This window comes from Gordonia sp. UBA7860, from assembly GCF_002500165.1.
Lineage (GTDB): Bacteria > Actinomycetota > Actinomycetes > Mycobacteriales > Mycobacteriaceae > Gordonia > Gordonia sputi.
This window is the reverse complement of the sequence record NZ_DLSO01000041.1, coordinates 1-24,003: the sequence shown is the minus strand read 5'-3', so window position 1 is coordinate 24,003 and position 24,003 is coordinate 1. Positions and strand designations below refer to the sequence as shown.

The window sequence follows — 24,003 nt, the reverse complement described above, 5'->3', positions numbered from 1 at the left end:
ATTGGATAGTGTCATCGCTGGTGATGACGGAAAAGTCCATGGGGGGATCGTGAACGGAGCAGGCATGACCCCGCATCACCGCAGGAGTCGACGACGAACCATGGTCGGCATCGCAATCTGCACTGTCATCGTCGCGGCTCTCGTCGCAGGAGTGGCAGCGACGATAAACACCAACCGAGTTCGTCCCACTGCAAGCACCACCTACTTACCTTTCGACGTTCCGTCATGGAGCACCGCGGGCCGTAAGGTCTTCGCGCACTACATGCCGCACTTTCCCCTCTCCTTCGACAACAAACCGTCGGACAGCGACTACTACACCACGCAGTACCTCACCCCGACCGGCGAGAACGGTGTCCACGCCGCATATGGGGGTTACCTCCGCGATCGCCCGTTGCCCGTAACGCCGTCGTCCGCAGCCGACTGGAAGAACAAGAACTTCGGTACGGAGGTCGACCAAGCCCGCAGCGTGGGCATCAACGGTTTCGCGGTCGACGTGATCCAGGCACGATCAGCGTCGACCATCGTCGACGACATGCTGGGGGTCGCGTCGACCAGATTCGGCTTCTCGATCCTGCTGACCATGGACATGGACGGGCCTGTCGCCAGTCAATCGATGGCCGGATTTGTCGACGACATAGCCGCCTACGCGTCGAGTGTTGCAGCCACCCGACTCGACGACGGAAGATTGGTCCTCAGCGCGTTCCGTGCAGAGAACAAGACACCGGCGTGGTGGCAACAGGTGTTTTCCCTGCTCTCGCAGCGTGGAATCTCCGTCGCCTTCTACCCGATACTCCTCGACGCGAACTCCAACCTCGAAGCCTTTGCGCCCATCAGCTACGGCCTGAGTTCGTGGGGAGGTCGCAATCCCGCCTTCATGCCGACGACCAACGTCGGCAGGGGCTCACCGGTCGACCTCATCACACGCGCACACCAACTCGGTAAGCAGTGGATGCAAACAGTTGCCTTCCAAGACAATCGGCCGTCTCAGGGAATTTACGACGAAGCGGTCAACGGCACCACGATGCGCCAATCATGGCAAATCGCAACACAACAGAACGCCAACTGGGTAGAACTCATCACCTGGAACGACTACGCCGAGGGCACCCAGATTGCGCCGTCGGTCAAGCACGGATACCGCATCCTCGACCTGATGGCCTATTACCTGGCACAGTACAAGTCCGGCGGCACCCCAAGCATCCTGCGTAACGCCGTCTACGTCACGCACCGAACTCAGACCGCCGCGCAAAAGCCCAGCTTCCCGCAGACGAAACTCATGACCCTGCGCGCAGGCAGCACACCCGCCGTCAATCAGGTCGAGGTCACCGCATTCTCGCAAACACCCGGGTATGCGGGTGTGACCATCAACGGCAATCAGCAGTACTGCGCGATCCCCGCAGGTGTGACCACCTGTACTTTCCCGCTGGCGAACGGACATGTGTCCGCGTGGATCTACAGCGACAACGCCGTCACCGCCACGGCCGACAGCCCTGTCGACGTCACCGCCACTCCATTCGTGCAAGACCTCCAATACGTCGCGGGCGGCGGATTACGGTGATATTAGGCCGTATACAGCTCCATTAATCTGCGTCCGACTCCGCCGACCGACATACTCTGCGCGGCCCGCAAGGCGTTTGCACTGAGCTTTCGTAGCCGGTCACGATCATCGATCAAGCTGTTCATCGCGTTCGCGAGCGGTTCCGGTCCAGGTTCCACGACGACCCCTGCGTCGAACTCGGTAACCAGGTCTGCCAACCCGCATTCGGTGGTCACGATGACCGGCACACCCATCGACATAGCCTCGAGCACAACCATTCCGAAGGGTTCGGCAATCGATGGGAGCACAAACACATCCGTCTTCGCGAAGCGCCCCAGCACCGACGACGGCTCGACCGGCCCCTCCCATCGGATGTCGTCTGACATCCCCGATACGTCGATGCACTCCTGCACCGCCGCCGCGCTCCCCTCGTCTGGCCCGGCGAGCGCAAACCGTGCTCGTGGTAGACCCCGTTGCGCGGCACCCTGATTCACCAGTACCGCGGCGCGCACAAAGTCGACGGGCCGCTTTCGCTCGTGCAGTCGACTGAGGAACAGGAACTCGAGCGGACGACTCGTGTCGTCGTACTCATGAACCGTACCCACTCCGTCGTCCATCGGCACACCGTTAGCCAAGTGCCGCAACGTTTTTCCCCTCGGGGCGACGGACTCCAAATCGTGCCGCTCGGCGTCATTGAGGTACAGAACCTCGTCAGCACGAGCCAGGATCGGGTTGATGGTGAACGCGTCGAAGATGCGATACACCAGCCCGTCTCGCGGCATGACCATGCCATGCGGCTGCACGATCACACGCGTCGACGCCGACGCCGCCAGCCATCCGAGAGGTCCCGTCATCAGGTCCCGCGCGAGATGGACGTGCACGACGTCGAACCGTCCTCGGTTCCGCAATACCCACAGCAACGCCCACAGCGACGTCGTCAACACAAAGCTTCGCTTGTACAACCGAGTCAACGTCGGAAACAACCTCAACGTCGAACGTCTGAACTGCTCAGTCTCACCGAGGCCCTCTCCGCGACACGCGACGACTGTCACGTCGTGCCCTTCGCCGGACAGATAGTCCGTGAGATTCTCTGCCACCCGAACCGGACCACCAAACGCACCGTCGGTTGTCACCAGAGTGACGATGTGCAGTATGCGCAGAGGCTTTCGAGCTGTCGACGTCGCGGGATTCGACGTCACGGCGTCGCAGCCATCTCTGATGGCGTCACCGCAGCACCGGGATTGCGTATGTCGCGCACGCGATCCGCCGTCAGGACGCCCTGCTGCGCATCGATTCGGTGGTCGCGCATCGTCACGAAGTCACGGTCGAACCAAGCACCGGTCAGCTCGCGCTTGTACTTGGCGGGAGAACCTACGTACAGCCCACTCGGCGACGTCTCGTCGTATCCCGCGAGCACTGTACTGTGCGCGCCCACTACCGAATTCGGCGGCACGAAAGCCCCCTGGAGCATCACGGTGAGACTCGACACCAGAGAGCGTGAACCGATCGTGATGCGTCCCACCGTCTGCTCGGCGGCGTCTAGATCCGGCTCGTGCGTTTGTAGCACGCAGCGGTGACCACCGAGGGCCGCATACGACCGCACGACAACAGTGCCGGAACAATCGATATAGCAACGACTTCCGATTTTCGATCCGTATCCCAGATACAGGGTTCCCGCTTGGTCGTCGAGCGTCTGGAAGATCGGGTGGGCGGAGATCCACGTCCACGACTCGATCAGGGACTCATCGTCCAACTCGATCAACCGGAGACCACGAAAGGTGTTGAGCAGACCGATCTTACAGCCGGCTCCAACTTTCACTCGTCTGACGCCGATGGCGATAATGGGCATGATCGAAGCTGTCGGATGGATTGTATGGCCGAACAAACCCAGCAAACGGTTCTTCACGCGAAGCGGGGGCAGCAACCACACCAACATTTCGGCCAGCGTACGTAACACCATCGGGATTTCCTTTCACTGCTCCCCCGTCCAAGGGAGTATCGATCAGACTGCGGACGTCTATAGGGGAGGTCGGTGAGAGATCCTCAGAGGGAGAGGAGCTTTCAAAAGATTCATTCGTATCGGAAGCTCGCCACGGCGTGAACCACCACAGCGCCCCCACGCACATGACGACACTTGCGACCACCATGGCGATCGCGACGCTCAGTGCCGAACGGTCGATGATGAGTGCCACCGTGACCGCAGTCAGAGTTGTGACAACCCAGCAGCACTTGACCACCAGCGCGCCCGACGAGTGATTCTGGGCCTTGAGGTAGATCCCAAGCGCAAACAACCACCCGGAGATCGCGTACTCGGCTGCAACGAAGAACACGACGTGACGTGACAGGTCGAACGTATCGCCCAGAGCCAACCGTCCGATCGAGTCGGGCAGCATGCTGAGCACCAAGCCACCGATGAGCGCGATGGCCGATGTCGCGAAGGCGACTTTCACCAGTTGCCGCCAGGTCTCGGCGGGCGTGCGGCCGGTCCGCGCGGATTCGGGAATGATCAGCAGCGGCAATGCACTTGAGATGATTGCCAACGGAGCCAGGACCGCGGTCGAACCGCGCAGCGCCGCAGACGCATGCACATCGATGTAGCCACCGACCAGGGCGAGAACGATGAATACCGTTGCCTGTTCGAGCCCCGAGTCGACGCCGTAACGCAGGCGGTGCCAACCGTCGTGTACCACCCACGCCCAGAGCCCACGTAGCCGCGGCGCGGTTGCGACGCTGACCGCAAGTCCAACCAGCGCGATCGCGGCAAGCGCGCACCAGCCGAAAACGAGACTATTGGCCGTCATGGAGTCCGGCATCGTCCACGCGAGCGCCAGGAAAGTCACGCTCCCTACAAACCAGAGGCCATCCCATACCATCGCGTGGTGCGACCTGCCTTGCGCGATCGCAACGTATCTCAACACATCCTGCGTGAGGACGATCGGAATCGTGACGGCCATCAGCAGCGACTCGGTGAACACCCCGAGGAGCGCTCCGCAGATCACCAGCACCGACGACATCACAAGTCCTGCGAGCGCCGCGGCGGCCATCGAGAAGCCACCCTGCCGACGGATCGCCGCATCTCCCGATCCTGCCGTGAGCAATAGCGGCGTACCCAATGCTCCACGCAGCACGCCTACGGCCGCCGCAAGCAGAGTGAACAGCAACGCCACTCGACCGAACGTCTCCGGGGAAGCCACCACGGCGAGCGCGAACAGGATCAGACCATTACTCGCGCTGGAGAAGATCTGGTCGAGCAGCCCGCTGGCGGCGCGAATCTTCCTCAACACGGCCGGTGCATCCTTGCGCGTTGTTGGTTCGTCAGGCCTATCCGGCGCAGCTGGCCCGAGTGCAGGCGTATCCGGCGCAGCTTTCTCCGGTGCTCTTCAAACGTAGACACCGCTGACCGTCGGTGTTTGCACGGCGTGCGTGACTACGACGCCGAGCATCGGCTTGTGCATTCCGTCGCTGACTCGCACGGCCTCGCGGATACCGACAGACGTCGACCGCGCCGGCGCAACGCACAACACCAGTCCGTCCGACAGTGACAGCGCTACCTCGGATTCCACCGAGGTAACCGCCGACGAACACGCAACGACGACGAAATCGGTCTTCGAGCGCAACTGCTCGAGCGACTCGCGGATCGTCGACTCGTCGCTGAACGCCGTCGTCAGCGACAGCAAAGTGACCGAGGACCCCGAATCAGCGGGTACATCAGCAACATAGGCGCCGATGGTCAGCAGCGACACACTCGATCCGCTCGCCGCGATCCCCTCTGCGATCGCGTATCCGGCCTGCACCGCGCCGACGCCGACGCGATCTCCGACAAGCGCGAAGGCCGCACCATCTACGTTGCCGTCATCATCGTCGGTGTCGTCGTCGGATCGTGTGATCTGCTGCAGTCGCTGTCTCACCGCGACGCCACCTCGTTGCGCCTCTTCTGCGAGCGCAGGCGTGAGCGAACCATTGGGGACACCGGGATCGTCGATGTCGCTACCGAATGTGGCGATCACCGGAGCCCCGGCCGCCTCTTCGACCTCGCGGCGCGTCCTGGGCTTGGTGTCGAAGTACTCGAGGAACCAGATGATCAGAGCCGAAACAACCAGCGCAGCAATGAGTGCAAAGACAAGCGTCATCGGCAGCGAGTAGCCACCACGGACGGCGGTGTCGGCACTGGCCGCATTGATCACCGTGACGAGAGGCGGGACGTTGGGGTCGTTCTGAACGTTCTCGACCTTTGCGACGTAAGAGGCGAACACCGACGCATAGCCATTGGCGATATTCGCCGCTTGCTGCGGATCGGAGTCCTTGGCCGACAACACGATGATGACCGTGTCCTTGACCGTGGAGGCGCTCACGCGTCCCTCGAGTTCCGTTGGACTCATGGACAATCCGAGCTTGTCTACAACGGACTGCGCCAGCTCGTCGCTCGTGATGATGTTCATGTATGTCTGTGCGCGCTGACGCGAGAACAGATCACCCTGATAAGCGCTCGACGACGTCTTCACATCAGGAGCTCGCAGGAACAGCGATGTCGACGCCGTGTACTCGCTCTTCTGAGTGGCGTTGTAAAGCGCGCCACCTGTCAGGGCAACGACCAGCACGATCAGGATGATCGGCCACCGTCGACGAATCACATACCAGGTGAGTTTGAGCAGTTCCATTGTCAGACCGTTACTTTCTCGTTTTCCGAAGGTTCGGTGTTGGTGCTGTCGGGGGCATCCGAAGACGTCGTCGTCCTCCGCGTCCCCATGGCAGCGGCGCCCGCCAGGCCGATGAGAAGGCCGCTGACCGCACCGCAGACCAGGTAGACACCCACATCCGGCGTCGTCGACCTATCTGGCTCCGCAGCAGTTGAAATGACGATCGGCTGCACCGGAGACGACTTGCGATACGACGGCTTCTCTATGTTCGCGACGGCGTCGGTGTACTCCGCGGCAACAGCATTGGCAATCTGCATCGCCTGAGCGGGTGACGATCCGTGCGCGGTGATTTCGACGATCACCGTGTCTGGAACGAGTCGACCAGTCACCTTGCCCTGCAGATCCGACTCGGACACTCCAAGCTTGCTCGCAACCGGTTGCAATACAAGCGGACTGGTGAGGACCTCGAGGTAGCTCGACATTCTCTGCTGGGTGAACTCGTCGCCGTATGCCGTCTGGGTGTCCTCGGTACCGGGCTGGGCATCGGCTGTCGAGTCGTTCCAGTTGGGTGTTGCGATGAACACCCTGCTGTGGGTGGTGAACTCGGCCGGCATGAGCAGCGCGACTGCCCCACCGACCAGTACTCCCAGCATGACGCCTGCTACGACGATCAGCCAGTAAGGCCGCACAAGCGCCAGTAGCGCACGATAGTCGTTCATCGGTCCTCCTTGAACGGCGTGAAGCCCTGAGCCAGCATCGAATTCGCGATCTTGGCTGCGTATAGGTCGTTGCCCTTCTGCGAGAAGTGCACGTGATCGTTCCAGAGCAGTGGTCCGAGTGGTTGATCTCGGTACCAGCCACGTGTCACGGGATCGACGACTATGGCTCGGTAGGTGCCGGCGATCTCGTAGAACAACGAACGCATCGCGGAGACCGTGTCTTCGACTCTGGCGGTCACGTAAGTCGGCACCACAATCGCCAGTTTCTGGGTCGGCCAGATCTCCCGCAGCTTTGAAAAATACGCCAGGACATAGGGTTTGACAGTCGAGGGTTCCGACCCGAGATCGTTGCGTCCGAGATCGACCACAATATGGTCGACAAGGAACGTGTCAGCGTCGTGATCAAGGCGATCGATCGCCCGCTGCGTCTTCGGCTTCCCGGCTACCTTGACGTTGTTGCCGTCGTTGAGGAAACCTGTGCCACCCTGAGCATCTACGACCGCGTGATATCCCAAGGCCGAACCGAGTAGTTCCGGGTACACCGTGATCTGCGGGTCTCCGGTACCACCGGCGAAGCTGTCTCCGATCACCAGCAACGTCGGAGCGGTGGCGCGTGTGCTGGCCAGGGCCGTGCGACGCTGCGCCGGCTCACCGGGTGCATCATCACGCACGAGAGCCGCAACACACACGACAACGGTGAACACGGCCATGACCCCGAGGGCGAGGTAGACAAGTCTGCTTCCGCTCATCTCGCCATCTCCTTCTGTCGCGTCGCCGACAGATCAGGTTGAGGCTCAGTTGAATACGCCATCGAACGGGGCAACCATTTCTTGTTCATCGGACCACCAACGTTCGGCGGGGAACGTCGCACCATGGCCGCGAAGACCAGGATGAACATCAGGTAAGACATGGCCTGCAACATCGACCCGCGCATCAGGATCAGGAGATAGAACGGCAACACCGACCCCAGCACGCCGGGCATCTGCGCAACACGCATCTGCGCTTCGATACGACTGTCCCAGCGGTACAGGTAGAAGCCGATCAGCGCCATGCCGAGCACCATGACGACCCAGCCCCCATTGAGGAACAGCTCGATCCACAGCGGCGCAGAGAGATTCGTCATCTTGTAGCCGCGGCCGTTGGCGATGAAGATGCCTGTGTCTTTGGGTTTGTCGTCCCACAATGTTCTCGGCACCCACCAGAACAACACACCGAGCATCTGCCTGCCGAAGGCGATACCGTCGCGATCGGCGATGAGGAGACCGTTGGTGATCTGGCCGAACGAGTCGTAGTCGGCCGACATCAGCGACTGCAGCGGGTTGCTGCTCTTCACTTCGGCGGAGTCCGAATAGCGGAAGGCATCGGCGAGCGGGAACACCACGACCAGCGCGAGCACGAAGCCCATCACCATGGCCCGATATCTCGCCTTGGTGGCAAACCAGCCGAACGCCACCGTCGCAGCCAGAATCGCCGTCCCCGAGAGATAACGCGCGTTGGAGATCGGATTCATGCTGTTGAGCAACAACACTCCGATACCCCACGCACAGCAGATCGCAATCACTTTCTGCGACTTGGTGTATGCCACACCTGCCTCAGCTGCAGCGGTCATCTCCTTACGAAACCGCATCCACGCCAACCACGTCACCAGCAAACTCATGAACGTGCATGCACGCACGAGGATGCCTAGTGAACCCGGCCGCCATACGACGTCGTATGCGGCGAACGCCTGCTCACGACTCTGGGTGAACTGGATGATTCCCACCTTGGACAGGTAGTAGACGTTGAACAGCACCGTGAACACCGTGAGCGCGAGCAGCTTGCGGTACGAGATGGTGATCAGGCGCTCACCCGTCGGCGCCAACTGATCCCAGCTACGGAAGCGATCCAGACGCGTGGACACGTAGGCACCGACGAGGAAGGCGAGACAACCGATGATCACCACGAGCGCAGCCGCAGGTACCAGGGTCCAGTCGCTGCGCAGAATTGTGTTGGGCCAACTGTGTTCACGAATCTGCGCCAGCGCCGCCAATCCCATGAACGTGTAGGTGAACACCCAGAAGGTCATCTCGTAGAGACGCCTGTCGCCGCGGCGGATCAACCACGCCAGTCGCCAGCCGGAGATGGCGATGATGACCATCGACCAGAGCCACAACCGCCCCGACTCGTTGTCCGTGGTGGCGATGATGGCGGCCGGGATGAAGACGATCAACACCGCCGCGGCAAGCACTCCGAGATAGGCAGCGCCGCTGTCACCGGCGGCACGCGGCACCACGACGCGCACCGGCGCAGCCTGGATCAGTTCCACCCGCTGCGGATCGCGCCACGGAACGCACGTCAGCAGCACGCCAGCAGCGAGCCCGAAGGCCGCAACCGCCACACCCATCGCCACCGAGGTGACCCCGCCGAACACCACCCAGGCAATGCCCGCACACGCCACGAGAAGCACGACCGATACGACCGACACCAGCTGTGCACGCGAGCGTGCCCCGACCTCGAGGCTCCACGAGATGACGGCGACCGGCCAGACGAGAAGCACCGCGGCAAACGCGAGCAGCGCAACACTGGGCTGCTCGGAGCCGACGAGTAGCCCAGCAGCACAGCCGAGTACGGCAATCACCGCGCTCGCCCACACAGCTCGTCGAGCCGTGGTCTGCCAGATGTGCTGCGCATCCACCGGGTTCATCGTGTCCGTCGGGGCCATATCAGTGCTCACCCGACTCTGCCCAGATCTTCCGGAAGCCTCCGTTGGCTGCGGTCGCACCCTGGTTCGCGTAAACCTCGAAGGTCGCGAACTGCCCGCGCCACTGGCTGATTCGTGCATCGTTGAGCACTTTCTTGGTCCCGTCGGGCAGCTCGATCGTCATACTGCTGCCGTCGATGTGCACGCGCACCGAGTACACGGTCGACCCGTCGGCGTTCAGCCGATGTCGATACGACTCGGCGTGGATCACCTGCAGCGGCGAGCCGATGTCGTCGTTCTTGACCGACACGTTCCAGTTCACCGGAGTGAGTACCAGATGCATCGGAAAAGGCGACACGAGGAAGGGAGCCGATCGCGTGATGTTGCGCGAGATCACAAGGGCGACTGCACCATCGGAGCTATCGCCGGGCCGGAAGACGAAGTCGGCTCCCAGCGCGGTGACGGGCGCCTGCATGTTCGGTGTGCTGAAGTAGCCCGCCGTACGCTCTGCCGAGGTGGGCGTGAACGTCAACGAGTGATCGACCACACGAAGGTGATCTTCCGCAACGGACGAGGTGTTCGAAGTCATCGCAGGCTGGCCGGTGTCGAACTTCTGCGGCGCGGGACCATTTGGTGTTGCGCTGAATGATGATTCGACGCGGATACCCTGTTGATCCGACGGCGTGTTGTCGCGGACGAAACCCCAGTAGAGTGCAAAGGCAACCACGACCGTCGCCACAACCACAAGCGCAATCTTGGCGATGAATCCACGCGAGGTCCCGCGAGCAGAGCGATCCGGTGCGAGCATCTTTCTCACCACCGTCCCGGGTTCAGCGCCAGGGAGATGCCGTGTTCGACGGCCTCCGGGGAGACGACGTCGGGCGAGAACGTCGCGGTGGCATGTACGACGCCGTCGATGGTGCACAGTCCCAACGAGATCCGCTCAGCACTTCCCGGCTGTAGTGCCACGGCAAAAGTCCGCTGGACTTCTGCACCCTGTGTCGCGTCGGCGTGCCAGGCGATGTTGCTGATTCCCGGCGCACGACTGATGTCGGAGATCGTTAATAGCGGGCGCACAGGCATATCGGGCGCACATAGCTGGTGTAGGCGAGTTCCATTGCGCGCGTTGCGTGCCAACGATGCGAGACCGGCGCGGACCAGTGGCCGCAGCGACACCATCTCGTCAGCAACGCGACTGCCGAACTCCACCGCCGTCATGTCGGCCGCGATCCGCACGGACGAGACCGCGGCGAGGTTTGCATCTGAATCGGCCCCCTTGGGCAGATGCCGACGAAGGTCGACGAGGAGCTCGACCTCACCGATCGGGTCGAGACCGACGTCGTGTATTCCGTGCCAGATCCGATGGAACAGAATCGAGTTCGTCGATACGTCGGGCGCATGTGCGGCGCGCCACTGGGTCAGTTCGCCGAGGAACGACGGCTCGCTGCGCACGTAGCACACGGACATCTTTGCCGCGGCCAGTTCGTCGTTGTGTCGGCTGCGGCCTGCCGCACCAGTGATCCGGCGACATGCTCCGCCGACGAGCTCACGACCGACACGGGCACCCACGCATGCGAGTGCCGCGGCAAATGCGCCCGGCGCAGTACGCAGCGCAGTCTTGTGCGCCAGCCTCAGCGGGCGTCGCGTTGCCACCCGCACCGATGTCGCGGCCGGTTGGGTCTCCTCATGTGACCGCGAGAGTTCGGCGACCACCTCGGCCATCACCTTGGCATCTCCGATCCCGTGGTTGAAAGCGACGAGAAGGTGGTGTCCGGCAGCGTCGGCCTGCACCCCCAGCACCGGCACCTCACTCATCGCCTGAGTCAGTGTGAGTACCGGATCAGACGCGTCGATGTGCCTCTCCGACAACAGATATCGATCATCGATCGTCTGCTCGTCGATCCAGCACATCGACTCACGATCGGGAACGAGCCCTACCCGCTGATCGGTATCACTGTCGACGAAACGCTGCAGACCAGGAACGATTCCGGAGTTGTCAGCCGCCGCTACTGGTCCGGCGAGCACCCACACGCCGGTGCCCGCGGAAAGCGCGTCGAGTCCACTGACTCGTTTCATCGCCACTGCGCCGCCAATGTCAGTTCGGCATCGGTGGCCCCTGCGGCGCGCCCGGTCTCGCCGGTTGCGAGTTCGGCACACCAGCTTTCGTACCTGCTGACCGCTTCGTCGCGGCCGAGTACCGTTGTTGCGTAGATCGGTCCGAGTGCCGCGAGAGCGTCACAGCGTTCCATATCGGAGCCGAGTTCGAGTGCGTCGGTGACCAGCTGCTGAGGATCACCGGCCGGCACGATGATCCCGGCACCTGACGCCCGGATCTCCGACGCGGTCACACCCGACGCATCGACGGCACCGAGTACCGGACGACCCGCGGTGAAGTACGACGTCAACTTGCTCGGCACCGCCATTCCGCTGACACCCGGAAGCTCATTCACCAGCAAAAGGTCAGCCGCCGAGAGAATCTCGGTGAATTCGTCTCCCGGAAGCGGACGAACGAACTGTATCCGCGTGATGCCCTTTGCGGCGCGCTCGAGTTCGGCCCGCTGGTTGCCGTCGCCCACGAGCACGAAACGCACGTCTGCGTTGGTTTTGTCGGCGTATCGAGCAGCCTCCACAACGTTGAGCAAGCCCTGTTTCAGACCCATGTTTCCGGTGTGCAGCACGATGATCTCGCGGTCGCTCCACCCGTAACGCGCCCGCGTTACTCCAATCTGAGCCTCGGACGGATGCGACCACCCCTGCAGGTGCGACCAGTTGCGGATGGTGGTGATCTTGCCTCGCGGCACACCCATGTCCACAACGGAATCGCGGAAGTGATCGTGGATGACGCTCACGCCGTCGGCCCTTGTCAGTACCTTCGTCTCGAATCCCATTGCGGCACGGGCCGATAGGCCACCCCCCGACGACGTCTCCTGTAGTCCGAGTCCGTAGAGGTCCTGCACGATCACACCGACGGGCACCCCCTCGGCCTTGGCGCGGGTCACGATCATCGACGCCGCGACCAGAGCGGGGCTGACGGTGATCACGACATCGGGATCACCCCAGTGCGCCGACGCCACGCGTCGTCCGAAGCTCACCTCCATGCGGACCCGGCTCGCCATCGACCCGCCGCGCGGTACGAAGTGCGGGAATCGGCGCACACGCACACCATTCCTGACCTCCAACACACCGTCGGAGTCGGAGTACTCGTCGTCGACCCTCCACTCCGGATAGTGAGGCATGCCGGTGAGCACGGTCACGGAGTGTCCGAGCTCGCACAACCCCTCGGCGAGTCCTGTTGTGTAGGGCGCAATCCCGGTTACTTCCGGGGCGTAGTTGAGCCCGATGATCAGAATTCTCATGCCGTCACCTCGCTGGAATCGGCCTCGACGGCCAACGGCGCCAACACGGTCGCGCCCGGCTTGACATCGGAGACGACGAGCGACGTTGCTCCGACGACGGCTCGGTCGCCCACCGTGACTCCCCGTAACACGGTGGCGCGCAGAGCAATCCACACACCGTCACCCACGTTGACCGGTGCATTGTCGAATTCGAAGCTACGCGAACGTGAATCGTGGCTTCCGGTACAGAGCACAACGTCCTGCGAGATACACGTGTTGGAACCGATGCGCACCGGTTCGAGATTCAGGATCCACGCGCCCTCCCCGATCCACGTGTCGTCGCCGACCTCCAGCTTCCATGGCCAGTGGACCCGCACCCCATGCCTGATCAGCACCCGCGCACCGATCTGCGCCCCGAACATCCGCATCACCGCGATGCGCACCTTGTTGGGTACCCACCATTGGCTGATGATGCTTCTCGCGAACAGCCACAGGCACTGAACCGGCAGCGATCTGCCCTTGTCGTACCCGACACCGGTGAATTCTCTCAGCACGAAATCACGAATGTCCGACGCCCCGCGTGCCTCGCGCGCCAGTGTTGTGTCGCCGTCCATGCCTTACTCCGTTCTGCAGTTCGACGGCGCAGCGTCGGTGAGGAATCGCTGCGTCATCCAGTTGGTGACGTCTTTGTTGGGTGTCAGATCCGAATGTCCGACACCGGGGATCTCGTAGTGGACAACTCGCCCACCTGCGTCGCATTGCCGCTGCGTCGCCCCCCTGACCCATGACGGCAGGATCGTCTGGTCATTGAGTCCATTCACCACGAGAAGCGGTGCGGTGAGCAGTTTTTGCGGCAGCGCGATTCTGCGCAGATACTCACGAAGACGATCGGCTGCCCGTGTCGAAGCCGGCCGCAGATCCGACGGCGAGATCCCGTCAGTGGCCTTCCTGCGCGCATCCCTGTCGCACCCGACGAGGGCATCTATGCGTGACACCGCAGCCGTGCCGAGATAGTCCGACAGTGGCAACGAGGGATCAACCCGGTGAACTCCCTCGACCACCATCGGGTAAATGGCCTGCTGCTCACTCGACATCGCGTTCGCATCGGCGAGATCTACCAGGCGGGTGATGTCGGCGGCAGGTTCCATCGCCACCGCACCCACAAGATTCAATCCGTCACCGTAGGTTGCAGCGAGTTCGTCAGCGGCCCATACCGCCTGGCCACCCTGGGACGGACCATAGGCGAGCCATCGATCCGAGACCGCGGGTGAGATGGCGCGCAACGCACGCACGGCATCGATGACGTTGTAGGCGGCCGACGTCGGCTGGAGGTACTGGTGGACGCCGTCGGGCCCGAGACCGGCATAATCGGTCATCGCCACCGCATATCCCATTCCGAGCAACGCCGCGACAGTTCCTCCTAGTCCCGCGAGATCCGAAAGCTGCGTCGGCCCACAGCCATTGGCCAGACCGGTGGTGCCATGGGCGAACGACACGACAGGCCATCCGCCGGTTGGAACCTCACCGCGCGGCAGATAGAACGCGCCCGTCACCTGAGTAGTGGTCCCCGCAACTGCGTCGACCGAACGGTAGGTGGCACGCACTGAACGCGACGCGACCCGTGCGATATCACTCGAGGATTCCAGCGACTCGCTCGTGACAACGCTGCCACGCGCCGCCAGGACATCCCCTGCCAACGCGACGACACTCGTCGGGATGGGCGGAGGGCCGACGACGTCCGCCTCCTCCGCCGGTACCACTGTCTCGCACGCGACCAGCGCCAGGCTGCCGAGTGAGAGAATAAGTAGCACAACCATTTTCACTCCCGAACGCCTGCTCGGTTCGCTGCGAACCAGGCTACGGTCTCGGCGATGCCCTCTGCGAGGGTCACACGCGGACTCCACCCGAGGTCGCGCAGCGTCGAGACGTCGAGAAGCTTGCGCGGTGTACCGTCCGGCTTGCTCACATCCCAAATGGTCTCGCCGGAGTAGCCGACAGCATCTGCGACCATCTTCGAGATCTCTGCAATGGTGTGGTCGACTCCCGTACCCACGTTGACCTGTTGCGGTCCGTCGAAGTTCTCCAGCAGGTACAGACACGCCGACGCCATGTCGTCGACGTGGAGGAACTCTCGTCGCGGAGTTCCCGATCCCCAGTTGGTCACCACGTCAGCACCAGTGCTGCGCGCCTCGTCGTACCGACGAATGAGCGCAGGCAGGACGTGAGAGCTGTCCGGCGAGAAGTTGTCACCCGGCCCGTACAGGTTGGTGGGCATCGCCGAGATCCACGGAAGACCGTACTGGCGACGCACCGCCTGCACCTGCAGGATGCCCGCGATCTTCGCGATCGCGTACGCGTCGTTGGTCGGTTCGAGAACACCTGTGAGCAGCGCATCCTCCGTGATCGGCTGCGCAGCGAACTTGGGATAGATGCACGACGAGCCGAGGAACAGCAGTCGCGGAACCCGTTGTTCGAGTGCAGCATCGAGCACGTTTGTCTGGATTCTGAGGTTCTCGGTCAAGAAGTCGGCAGGGAACGAGTTGTTGGCACCGATGCCGCCGACCTTTGCCGCCGCCAAGATGACGACATCCGGCTTCGTCTGCGCGAGAAACTCTTCCGTCGCGGCGCGGTCACACAGATCGAGTTCGGCACGCGTACGTCCAACCAGGTCGGTGAACCCCGAGGAAGCGAAGGTACGCCAGAGAGCCGATCCGACAAGACCGCGGTGGCCAGCGATGTAGATCCGCGACGAGCGATCGATGGGTGCGGGTTCAAAAGTTGTCATCGTACTCAGCTCCAATCCGCCAGTGCAGGAGTGTCAATCCAGGACTTGCCTTCGCATTCGAGCGCCGCGATATCGGCGTCGACCATGATCCGGGCCAGATCGGCACCGTCGACCGTCGCCTCCCAGCCGAGCAGATCACGAGCGCGGCTTGCGTCTCCGATGAGCGAATCGACTTCGGTCGGCCGGAGATAGCGGTTGTCGAAGCGGACGTGCTCTTCCCAATCGAGGCCCGCATGCTCGAACGAGGTGGTCAAGAAGTCACGCACGGTGTAAGCAACGCCAGTCGACAGCACATAGTCACTGGGTTCATCAGCCTGCAGCATGCGCCACATGCCTTCGACGTACTCGGGCGCGTATCCCCAGTCGCGTACAGCGTCGAGGTTGCCCATGTACAGGTTCTCCTGCACGCCGGCTTTGATCCTGGCCACCGCACGTGTGATCTTCCGGGTCACGAATGTCTCTCCACGCCTGGGCGATTCATGATTGAACAGGATTCCGTTCACCGCGTACACACCGTAGGCCTCGCGATAGTTGCGAGTGATCCAGTAGGAGTACACCTTTGCCGCGCCGTAGGGCGAACGCGGATAGAACAGAGTGTTCTCGTTCTGCGGCGGCGGTGAGGCACCGAACATCTCCGAGCTCGACGCCTGGTAGAACCGGCACGAAATACCAGTCTGCCGAACGGCTTCGAGCAATCGGACCGTGCCGATTCCCGTCGTGTCAGCGGTGTGCTCGGGCTCATCGAAGCTCACCCGCACGTGCGACTGTGCCGCGAGGTTGTACACCTCGTCGGGGTTGATAGTTGTCAGCAGTGTGACCAGCCGAGCACCGTCGGACAGGTCGCCGTAGTGAAGGAAGAGCCTGGCACCCGGCTCGTGTGGATCGGTGTAGAGATGATCGATCCTGCTGGTGTTGAAAGTGGAGGATCTGCGGATGAGGCCATGTACCTCATAGCCTTTGGACAGCAACAGCTCCGCGAGGTACGAGCCGTCTTGTCCAGTGATTCCGGTGATCAATGCGCGTTTCATCGTGCGTTCTTTCTCTCAGTTGTCGAGTGCGGGCATGCCGACGGCGTGATGCGTCAGGCGAAACCGCGATGAGTCAAATGGTGGGCAACGTCGGAGACGTCAGGTCTCAACGACGCGGAAGGCCTACGACACGGGCAGCGTGTATCAATAGGCACCGCTCTTGGATACGACCGCTCGAAGGGTGCGCCACAGGATCATCAGGTCGCCGAGTAGAGTCCAGTTCTCGACGTAGGAGAGGTCGAGTCGCACCGACTCCTCCCACGAAAGATCACTGCGCCCGGACACCTGCCAGAGACCAGTCATCCCGGGCCGCACCAACATTCGTCGCACGATGACGTGGTCGTACGTCTCGACCTCTTGCCGTAGCGGCGGACGTGGGCCGACCAGGCTCATTGTTCCACCGAGCACATTGAACAGCTGGGGAAGTTCGTCGAGGCTGTAGCGCCGCAGTATCGCCCCGACGCGGGTGACCCGAGGATCATCGCGCATCTTGAACAAGACTCCGTTGCCCTCGTCGGCACTCGCCAACGCTGCCCGCATGTTGTGCGCGCCAACGACCATCGAGCGAAACTTCCACATCCGGAACGGCTGATTGTTCACACCGATTCGTTCAGCCCGATAGAACACCGGTCCGGGGTTGTCGAGCTTGATCGCCACCGCGCAGATCACCAGCACGGGCAATGCGGCGAGCAAGATCAAGAGACAGAGCACCTTGTCGAAGGTTTGCTTGAGCAGCTTGGTAGCTCCCTGATAGCGGGGCTTGTCGACGTGCAGCAGCGGCAGACCCGCCTGCGGACGCATTGTCAACCGCGGTCCGGCAACATCGATCAACGCCGGAGCCAGAAGCAACTCGGTATCGGAATCCTCTAGCTCCCAGGATAGTTCGCGCATCGCGCGGTGCCCGAGAACATCTGCCGAGGTGACTGCGACCGATGCGATATCCGACGAGACCACCATGTCCGCCGCGCCGTCGATGCCGCCGAGCACCGGGATGCTCCGGCCATCGACCTCTATCTCGCTCGGTGCGTCGTCGATGTTGTGCAGTGGAAGACAGATGCCTGCGACGCTGTAGCCGAGATCTGGGTGTCGTATCACTCGCTCAATCAGCGGCGTCGCAGACGCCATATCACCGACGACAGCGAGCCGGCTCAGATTCTCGCCGCGTCTTCTACTGCGCGACAACCACATTCGCCACCCTCGTCGGCTCATCAGCAATCCGAGAGTCCCGAGCGGAAAGACCACCGCGAGGTAGCCCCGCGCGATCGAGAAGTTGAAGAGCAGGTCGACCACCGCGAGCCCACCAAAGAATGCGCAGCACGCACGCAGCACACGCACGTACTCTGCGGCCCCAGAACCGATGACACGCCTGTCGTACGTTTGCGCGATGTTCAGTACCGCCAGCCACCCGACGATCATCACGATCGAGACAGCCGCGAGCGGTACTTGCAACCTTCCGACGGGCGCCAATGGATGGCTGCCGAATCGAATGAGTTGCCCGACTATTGTGCTCGCGACTACCACGAACACATCAGATCCACGCACACCTCGTAGGTATGCATCATGCCAACGGTTCGGCCGCGCAATCGTAGTTGAATCACCCCACCACGAATCGCGACCGGCCGTTATTCGGCCGGTTGACGAAATCAAAGTATCCCCCCGGAAACTGTGTTCTTTTGTCGTCCATAAGGACTACGCGATAGTCCAGCTTCCCCCCATGGAAACTGACCCCCCGGATGTACCGCGTTAAAGCGACCATACCAGCTATCGAAGCGTGCTGTTCAGCGTCACGGGCGCCAAAAAGTGAGATGTGTACGTCTCACATACATGCCGCTTGCCGCGCCACTCACGACGTCACGCACCACGTTTTTCCAAGGATTCGTAAAGTCCCCAGTTCAGAATGTCGAAGACGCGCGAAGGCACGAACAACCGTTCGTCGAAGCCGGCACCGCGCGACCGAGAATCATGAGACGTTGTGTACGAATTCGTTTCAACGCGCCATTCAACGGTGACAACATGTGTTCTTGACCACGCCGATTTTCCGGGACAATTCAGTCGAGGATGCCCTTCAATCGTCAACCACAATATGTCAATCGACAAGGAGAGCGAGTTATTGGAGTGCAAAGGCATTTATTTACCCGACCAACCGCGCGCGGCCCGCGGCCGGGCAACACCGCGGGCGGCCGGCGTGCGTGCGGGCGCCAGAGAGACGCTTCCACCGGATTCACCTGCACCGCCCGCGCCGTACCAATCGCCGCGTTTGTCTGACCCGCATTCGTCGTCCCTGCACCCACAGCCGCCGCACTCACAACCCCAGCACCCACTGACCCCGTACTCACAGCAGTATCCGTGCCCGGCTGGTGGGTCACCATCACCGCGCAGACGTTCCCCAGTCCCCAGGCCGCAGTCTCGTGGTGTCAGCAGCAGAACTTCGACCGTGATCATTGCCTGGGCAAGTTGATCAGCAATACAGCTCCACCCGAAGGTTCCACCGTCTACATCCGATGATCGACTCCCCGAGAGTCTTCCCACTCCAAAGGAATCGTCTTCCGGAGCACCGGCGGCAGTACGCTCGCCGCCCACGGCTCGAAATCCGAACTGCCACAGATTGAGCAAGCCGGCCAGATCATCGGTAACCAGATCTTCAGCTAGCCGATCTACTCGCAGGCAACCCCGTCGCCGTCACGATCGAGGCTCGACGAGTAGCCCGGCTGGCCCGCGTACAGCGGTGCGGCGCCAGCGGCACGGGCCTGCTTGCAACTCGAGTAGTAGGCGCTTCCAGAGTCGGAGTTCTCGGTCGGCGTCGTGGTCCTCTGACCCACCAGCCCGCGCGGGGCGTTGCCCGAATCGTCGGCCACCTGTGTGGTGGTCTCTGCGGCCTCGGATGGCGCGGTCGGCGTAGCTGTCACCGTGGTGGTGCGCCAGACGGTCTCGTTCGACGCCGCGCTGGTTTCGGTCAGCGTCGTCGTCGCGGTGACCGTCGGCGCCGCCTGCGGGCTGTCGCTCCCACCGATGGCGGTGCCGACACCGCAACTGGCGATCATCAGGAAGAACGCCCCGACACCGCCTGCGATGATCGCTTTGGGACTGATCGTCGACGACGACCCGCTCGGCGCGGGCTGGTAGGGACGAGGTCCGGTCACGGATACCACCTTGTATTCGGAAGCGAGCCTTCAGTGTGCACGTTATGCCCGCTTCCGACGGCGCGAGGGGTGAGGTTAACCCGATCGGCCGACACCTTCCGCGCCGAAAACTACACGCCACCGGGCTTCGGTATGTACCGGTACGCGCCAACGGCCTCAGGGGCGTAGAAATCTGCGGCAGGCACTATGCCGTGCGCCCGAGTAGGTCCGCCAGCGCGGCGTCGAGCTCAGGGAACCTGAACTCGAACCCCGCCTCGTCGAGCACCTCCGACCGCGCCCGCCGCCCAGTGAGTCCGAGTGCTGGGTCGGTCCGCAGGAAGAGCGCCCCCACCTTCAGCATCGGCGCGGGTGTGGGCGGTGCGGGCGGTCGGTGCAATGCGTGCCGCAGGGATGCCATCAAATCGACGTTGCGGACCGGATTCGGCGCCGCCCCCACAACCACTCCATCGGGCAACTCGATGTCGCTGTCAAGACCCAATGCCGCGCGCGCGATGGCCAACCAGTCGTCGACGTGAATCCAGCTGAACCATTGCCTGCCCGACCCGACGCGCCCACCGAGCCCCGCCCGCGTGATGTCGACAAGCCGCTTCATCGCCGCCGAGCGCCCGTCGAGCACGATCGAGGTCCGCAGGATGGTCAAGTGTTCGGTGTTCGCACCGGCAACAGCCTCCTCCCACGGTTGGGCTACGCCGGTCATCTGCGGTAACCCGACCGGCAGCGGGGTGGACTCGACGCACCACTGCTCGCCCGCGTCGCTCCAGATCGCGGTGGTGCTCGCCTGCAGCCACCGCGCAACCGGGATGTGCAACTTCTTCGACGCCTCCACCAACGCACACGTGGCATCGACGCGGCTATCACGCAGCGCCGCGACGTTGCGTGCGGTGGGCGGACAGTCGACCAGCTTGCCCGCGAGATTGACGACAGCAACCGGGCCATCGCTCTCAAGAGCACCTGCCCACGCACCAACACTCCGCCCATCCCAGTCGAGTTGATCGAAAGGCGACGCCGGGTCGACGCTGCGCGTAAGGATCACCGGCCGATGACCGCGGCAGGCGAGGTCGGCAGCGAGATGCTGTCCGAGTGCACCGCTGCCACCCGCGATGACGACGGTGAGCGCGTCGTCGACCCGCGGGGTTCCGGCCAGCCGTGCCAGGCGGGCGAAGTCGGTGCGCCTGGTCACCTGCGGAACTCCCGACAGAATGAACCTGCTCACCGCTCCTACGGCGGCGGTGGTGGTCACTGTCTCGGTGACCACCGTGCCGCCGTCGACGGGGACCAGAGTGAACGCGATCCGCGTGTCCGCAACCGGCTCCGGCTGGGTCAACGCCAACACCTTTTCGTCGGCCACGCTGATGGTGAAGGGTGGTGCAAGCCGCCGATGAAACGCTCCTACAACAGGATTCGTCTGCACGTAGTCACCCTGGGCGCCAACTTCCGGCGGGCCGTCGAGCTTCACTTCGCGATATCCGCTGTGCCACTCGGGTAGTCGCCTCGGATCTCCGATGACCGACCAGAGCGCCTCGACGTCGAGCGCGATGAACTGCGAATGCGACCTCGTTGTGGACATGCTTCGACGCTAAGCCCTCCAGCGTCGGAAAGATCCTGTGTCTCTACTCACCACGGCGACACAACGCGTACGCATCATCCGAACGACATACTCCCCCGTTCTAAAGGTGGGAGAATTCTCGTTCATGGCCGACGATGACCGGGCTTCCGAACAGTTCGTGCTCCTGACGCACGGCGTCAGTGGAACCGAATCTACGGTCATTCTCGACAGCGCCCGGGTCGTCGAAGTCCCGGGCGCGGGATTCAAAGGCGTCTTCACGACGTACCCCGAGCAACCAGACCACGTCCGACGCCCCCGTAACCGCGTGGCGTACCGGTGGGGAGACATGACCTCCGGAATGGCCAGACAGGCGATCTGGGCGCTCTTCGGCCCGTTCGCTCTGGTCAATGTTGCGGCGTGGATGTATCCGAAAGCCGGACAGGACAACCCGATCGCCCAGCGCTGCGTCGTTCTGCTGCGTGCACTGCTGCGACTTCTCGGACTTGCTCTGACCGTCACGATGATCGCGCAGTTGGCATTCCTGATCGACGGCGTGCTGTTTCGCCGGATGCCGGACGGCGCCTGCCGCGACTGGTCCGTCCTCGGCTGCCTCGTCGTGATCTTCCTCGTCGGCGGCTTCGTGAGCCTGTACGGCAACAACGACAAGGACGTCGACGCGCCCACCGACCCTGCGCCCCCTAACCCCTCACCCGCTGCCACCGGTCCCGCCGAGGTTCCACTGATCGCGACCGACGCGTTCGTCGCGCCGTCGGACGGCAGGGCAACGGTGTTGATCACCACACACGCCGTCGCCGGAATCTGCACTGCGACAATCGTGTTGGGCGACCACACCTTACCGCGTGTGATCTGGGGACTCGTTGTCGCCATGTTCGCCGCGGTTGTCATGGCCACAGCCCTGTGCGTCGACCCTCGTGCGACGTCGACGCCAGAATCGTGGACGAAGGCATTTGTGTCGTGGCCCGCGGCGCTGTGGGTCGTCGCGGCGTCGACGCTTCTCGTCGTGACGAACTTCGCCGCGAAGCCACAACACATCGTCGGCGATGCCATCACGTGGCTGTTCTGGCTCGACGCCGCGCTGGTGGGCGCTGCCATTCTCGCGACCGTCGGAGCACTGGTGTTACCGCGCAACCTGCAGAGGTGGTGGAGTGCTCGGGCACGGCCGTCGACTCCCTGGCTCAACGGGCTTCATGCTCCCCTCGTCGCAGCGATCGGTGTGCTGTGGGGGGTCGGGATGGGGGTCGGGCTCACCCGACTGGCCGCGCTCGTCATCGATCACAACAAACCCGATCACCACAACCCGGTGCCATTGCCCGACTCGTACGCCAGCACTGCCTGGATGTGGGGAGTCACCGTGCTCATCTGGGGTCTTGGAACCGTTGTGTTTCTGGGCGGGTCAATAGTCGCCGACGGTCGAGAACGCGCGAAGCTTGCTGCTCCACAACTGGCCGACCTCGGGTTGCTCGACACGTCGCCACGACGCTCCTTCGGCGGGCGCATCAGGTGGGGCGTGGCCTCCGCAAAGCTCCGCATACCGGTCTGCGTTGGCACACTCGCTGTCTGCGCGATGATCGCAGGCCTCGTCGCGACCGCCAGCACCAGCCTTGTCCGCAGCGGCGAAGGACTGCAGTGGGTCGGCATCGGCGCACTCGGTCTGGTCGATCTACTGCTTCTGCGTGCGATGTTCAACGCCGCGCACAAACCACGAAAGGCAGGCCGATCTCTCGGCGTGCTGTGGGACCTCGCATCATTCTGGCCTCGCGAAGCACATCCACTCGTGCCACCCGCATACGCACCGCGAGCCATTCGCGATCTCGAGCGCTACCTGCGCACAAGAACCGATCGTCGGATAGTTCTCGCCGCGCACAGCCAGGGAACCCTGATCATGTACGCCCTCGCGTACCGCCTGGTACACCAGCAGGATCATCGCTCGGGGGCGGCCCGGTTCTCGTTGCTGACGTACGGCTCGCAACTGGGATGGGCATACGGCAGAGCGTTTCCCGCCGCGTTGAGCCATGAGACCCACCTCGAACTGCGAAAAGCACTGGACGGCAGGTGGATCAACCTCGTTCGCTTCACCGACTTCCTCGGTGACGGGGTCGTCAGCTATACCGAGGACGGCGCGCTGAAGCGCTACGCCGACGAATCCACCGTTCCACAAGAAGTGCTCAACGGGTGCTATCTCGTCAATGAGAATGATCGCATCGTCGAAGCCTGGCTTCCCGATCCATCACCCGACGACTATCCCCGCGACGCCGTTCATCAGCACTCGGCATACACGTCGGACATCACGTGGGACATCTGGATCAGGAGGCTCGACCCTGGTCCGGACGGCCTAGCATTGCTGGGTGACTCCGACACCGCTGACCCGACGTGAGGTGTTGCGTCTGGGCGCACTGGGCGGACTCGGGGCGGTGGCGGCGTGCACTCCCACTCCTGAGAAACCGACATCGCCCAGCTCTCAGCGACACTGGGGCGCATTCATCCCAGAGGTCCTCCCCCGTGTCGGCGCGGCCTCGACGCCGATCGCGCGACTCACCGAGTTGGCGGGCAGCGCCCCACACTATCTGCACCGATTCGT

The 24,003-nt window shown here is 62.8% G+C and carries 19 protein-coding genes and 1 pseudogene; 3 read left to right on the top strand and 17 right to left on the bottom strand.

What is annotated here, in order from left to right; genetic code table 11:
- Positions 1 to 64 precede the first annotated feature (64 nt).
- Entirely contained in the window at positions 65 to 1,555 is a 1,491-nt protein-coding gene (locus tag B3T59_RS05755) for a glycoside hydrolase family 71 protein (RefSeq protein WP_287001708.1), read from the top strand.
- Positions 1,556 to 1,557: 2 nt separating this feature from the next.
- Here the strand turns inward: B3T59_RS05755 and B3T59_RS05750 are convergent, their stop codons facing one another.
- From B3T59_RS05750 to B3T59_RS05670, 17 genes are all read right to left on the bottom strand, one after another.
- Entirely contained in the window at positions 1,558 to 2,667 is a 1,110-nt protein-coding gene (locus B3T59_RS05750) for a glycosyltransferase (protein WP_287001707.1), read from the bottom strand.
- 62 nt (positions 2,668 to 2,729) lie between these two features.
- Positions 2,730 to 3,296: a hypothetical protein gene (locus B3T59_RS05745; RefSeq protein WP_287001706.1), complete on the bottom strand. Its 567-nt coding sequence runs from the start codon at positions 3,294 to 3,296 to the stop codon at positions 2,730 to 2,732.
- A 34-nt stretch (positions 3,297 to 3,330) separates the two neighbouring features.
- Entirely contained in the window at positions 3,331 to 4,578 is a 1,248-nt protein-coding gene (locus B3T59_RS05740) for a hypothetical protein (protein WP_287001705.1), read from the bottom strand.
- Positions 4,579 to 4,914: 336 nt separating this feature from the next.
- On the bottom strand, positions 4,915 to 6,192 hold the full coding sequence (locus B3T59_RS05735; RefSeq protein ID WP_287001704.1) for a Wzz/FepE/Etk N-terminal domain-containing protein: 1,278 nt from the start codon (positions 6,190 to 6,192) through the stop codon (positions 4,915 to 4,917).
- Between the two features lie 2 nt (positions 6,193 to 6,194).
- On the bottom strand, positions 6,195 to 6,890 hold the full coding sequence (locus B3T59_RS05730; RefSeq protein ID WP_287001703.1) for a YveK family protein: 696 nt from the start codon (positions 6,888 to 6,890) through the stop codon (positions 6,195 to 6,197).
- Positions 6,887 to 7,639 carry an SGNH/GDSL hydrolase family protein gene (locus B3T59_RS05725; RefSeq protein ID WP_251723326.1) on the bottom strand — a complete coding sequence of 251 codons (753 nt, stop codon included), beginning with the start codon at positions 7,637 to 7,639 and terminating at the stop codon, positions 6,887 to 6,889. The genes B3T59_RS05730 and B3T59_RS05725 overlap by 4 nt, the downstream gene beginning before the upstream one ends.
- Positions 7,636 to 9,564 carry a hypothetical protein gene (locus tag B3T59_RS05720; RefSeq protein ID WP_287001702.1) on the bottom strand — a complete coding sequence of 643 codons (1,929 nt, stop codon included), beginning with the start codon at positions 9,562 to 9,564 and terminating at the stop codon, positions 7,636 to 7,638. The genes B3T59_RS05725 and B3T59_RS05720 overlap by 4 nt, the downstream gene beginning before the upstream one ends.
- A 28-nt stretch (positions 9,565 to 9,592) precedes the next feature.
- A complete protein-coding gene (locus B3T59_RS05715; RefSeq protein WP_251723328.1) occupies positions 9,593 to 10,378 on the bottom strand; it encodes a hypothetical protein in 786 nt (261 codons plus the stop codon).
- 5 nt (positions 10,379 to 10,383) lie between these two features.
- Complete coding sequence (locus B3T59_RS05710; RefSeq protein ID WP_251723329.1) at positions 10,384 to 11,646, bottom strand: hypothetical protein; 1,263 nt, start codon at positions 11,644 to 11,646, stop codon at positions 10,384 to 10,386.
- Entirely contained in the window at positions 11,643 to 12,926 is a 1,284-nt protein-coding gene (locus B3T59_RS05705; RefSeq protein WP_251723330.1) for a glycosyltransferase family 4 protein, read from the bottom strand. Before B3T59_RS05705 ends, B3T59_RS05710 begins: the two co-directional genes overlap by 4 nt.
- On the bottom strand, positions 12,923 to 13,519 hold the full coding sequence (locus B3T59_RS05700) for a putative colanic acid biosynthesis acetyltransferase (protein WP_287001700.1): 597 nt from the start codon (positions 13,517 to 13,519) through the stop codon (positions 12,923 to 12,925). Before B3T59_RS05700 ends, B3T59_RS05705 begins: the two co-directional genes overlap by 4 nt.
- 3 nt (positions 13,520 to 13,522) lie before the next feature.
- Complete coding sequence (locus tag B3T59_RS05695; RefSeq protein ID WP_287001699.1) at positions 13,523 to 14,722, bottom strand: lipase family protein; 1,200 nt, start codon at positions 14,720 to 14,722, stop codon at positions 13,523 to 13,525.
- A gap of 2 nt (positions 14,723 to 14,724) precedes the next feature.
- Positions 14,725 to 15,690 carry a GDP-L-fucose synthase family protein gene (locus B3T59_RS05690; protein WP_251723333.1) on the bottom strand — a complete coding sequence of 322 codons (966 nt, stop codon included), beginning with the start codon at positions 15,688 to 15,690 and terminating at the stop codon, positions 14,725 to 14,727.
- 5 nt (positions 15,691 to 15,695) lie between these two features.
- Entirely contained in the window at positions 15,696 to 16,718 is a 1,023-nt protein-coding gene (gene gmd, locus B3T59_RS05685) for a GDP-mannose 4,6-dehydratase (protein WP_287001698.1), read from the bottom strand.
- A 144-nt stretch (positions 16,719 to 16,862) separates the two neighbouring features.
- A complete protein-coding gene (locus B3T59_RS05680; protein WP_414652072.1) occupies positions 16,863 to 18,239 on the bottom strand; it encodes a sugar transferase in 1,377 nt (458 codons plus the stop codon).
- 1,133 nt (positions 18,240 to 19,372) lie between these two features.
- Positions 19,373 to 19,858, bottom strand: coding sequence for an excalibur calcium-binding domain-containing protein (locus tag B3T59_RS05675; protein ID WP_287001696.1), 486 nt, complete (start codon positions 19,856 to 19,858; stop codon positions 19,373 to 19,375).
- Between the two features lie 184 nt (positions 19,859 to 20,042).
- The gene (locus B3T59_RS05670) at positions 20,043 to 21,425 is read right to left on the bottom strand and encodes a DUF1731 domain-containing protein (RefSeq protein WP_287001695.1); all 1,383 of its coding nucleotides are present in this window, start codon (positions 21,423 to 21,425) and stop codon (positions 20,043 to 20,045) included.
- A gap of 124 nt (positions 21,426 to 21,549) precedes the next feature.
- Between B3T59_RS05670 and B3T59_RS05665 the strand changes: the two genes are divergently transcribed.
- Entirely contained in the window at positions 21,550 to 23,799 is a 2,250-nt protein-coding gene (locus B3T59_RS05665; RefSeq protein WP_251723339.1) for a hypothetical protein, read from the top strand.
- Positions 23,771 to 24,003, top strand: a pseudogene (locus B3T59_RS05660) (endoglucanase); the annotation flags it as partial. The gene B3T59_RS05665 and the pseudogene B3T59_RS05660, both read left to right, overlap by 29 nt.

Coding starts and splice junctions, on each gene's coding strand:
- B3T59_RS05695 (WP_287001699.1), bottom strand. CDS start 14,722: ATGGTTGTGCTACTTATTCTCTCACTCGGCAGCCTGGCGCTGGTCGCG.
- gmd (WP_287001698.1), bottom strand. CDS start 16,718: ATGAAACGCGCATTGATCACCGGAATCACTGGACAAGACGGCTCGTAC.
- B3T59_RS05715 (WP_251723328.1), bottom strand. CDS start 10,378: ATGCTCGCACCGGATCGCTCTGCTCGCGGGACCTCGCGTGGATTCATC.
- B3T59_RS05740 (WP_287001705.1), bottom strand. CDS start 4,578: ATGGCCGCCGCGGCGCTCGCAGGACTTGTGATGTCGTCGGTGCTGGTG.
- B3T59_RS05665 (WP_251723339.1), top strand. CDS start 21,550: ATGGCCGACGATGACCGGGCTTCCGAACAGTTCGTGCTCCTGACGCAC.
- B3T59_RS05700 (WP_287001700.1), bottom strand. CDS start 13,519: ATGGACGGCGACACAACACTGGCGCGCGAGGCACGCGGGGCGTCGGAC.
- B3T59_RS05705 (WP_251723330.1), bottom strand. CDS start 12,926: ATGAGAATTCTGATCATCGGGCTCAACTACGCCCCGGAAGTAACCGGG.
- B3T59_RS05735 (WP_287001704.1), bottom strand. CDS start 6,192: ATGGAACTGCTCAAACTCACCTGGTATGTGATTCGTCGACGGTGGCCG.
- B3T59_RS05670 (WP_287001695.1), bottom strand. CDS start 21,425: ATGTCCACAACGAGGTCGCATTCGCAGTTCATCGCGCTCGACGTCGAG.
- B3T59_RS05690 (WP_251723333.1), bottom strand. CDS start 15,690: ATGACAACTTTTGAACCCGCACCCATCGATCGCTCGTCGCGGATCTAC.
- B3T59_RS05710 (WP_251723329.1), bottom strand. CDS start 11,646: ATGAAACGAGTCAGTGGACTCGACGCGCTTTCCGCGGGCACCGGCGTG.
- B3T59_RS05730 (WP_287001703.1), bottom strand. CDS start 6,890: ATGAACGACTATCGTGCGCTACTGGCGCTTGTGCGGCCTTACTGGCTG.
- B3T59_RS05725 (WP_251723326.1), bottom strand. CDS start 7,639: ATGAGCGGAAGCAGACTTGTCTACCTCGCCCTCGGGGTCATGGCCGTG.
- B3T59_RS05755 (WP_287001708.1), top strand. CDS start 65: ATGACCCCGCATCACCGCAGGAGTCGACGACGAACCATGGTCGGCATC.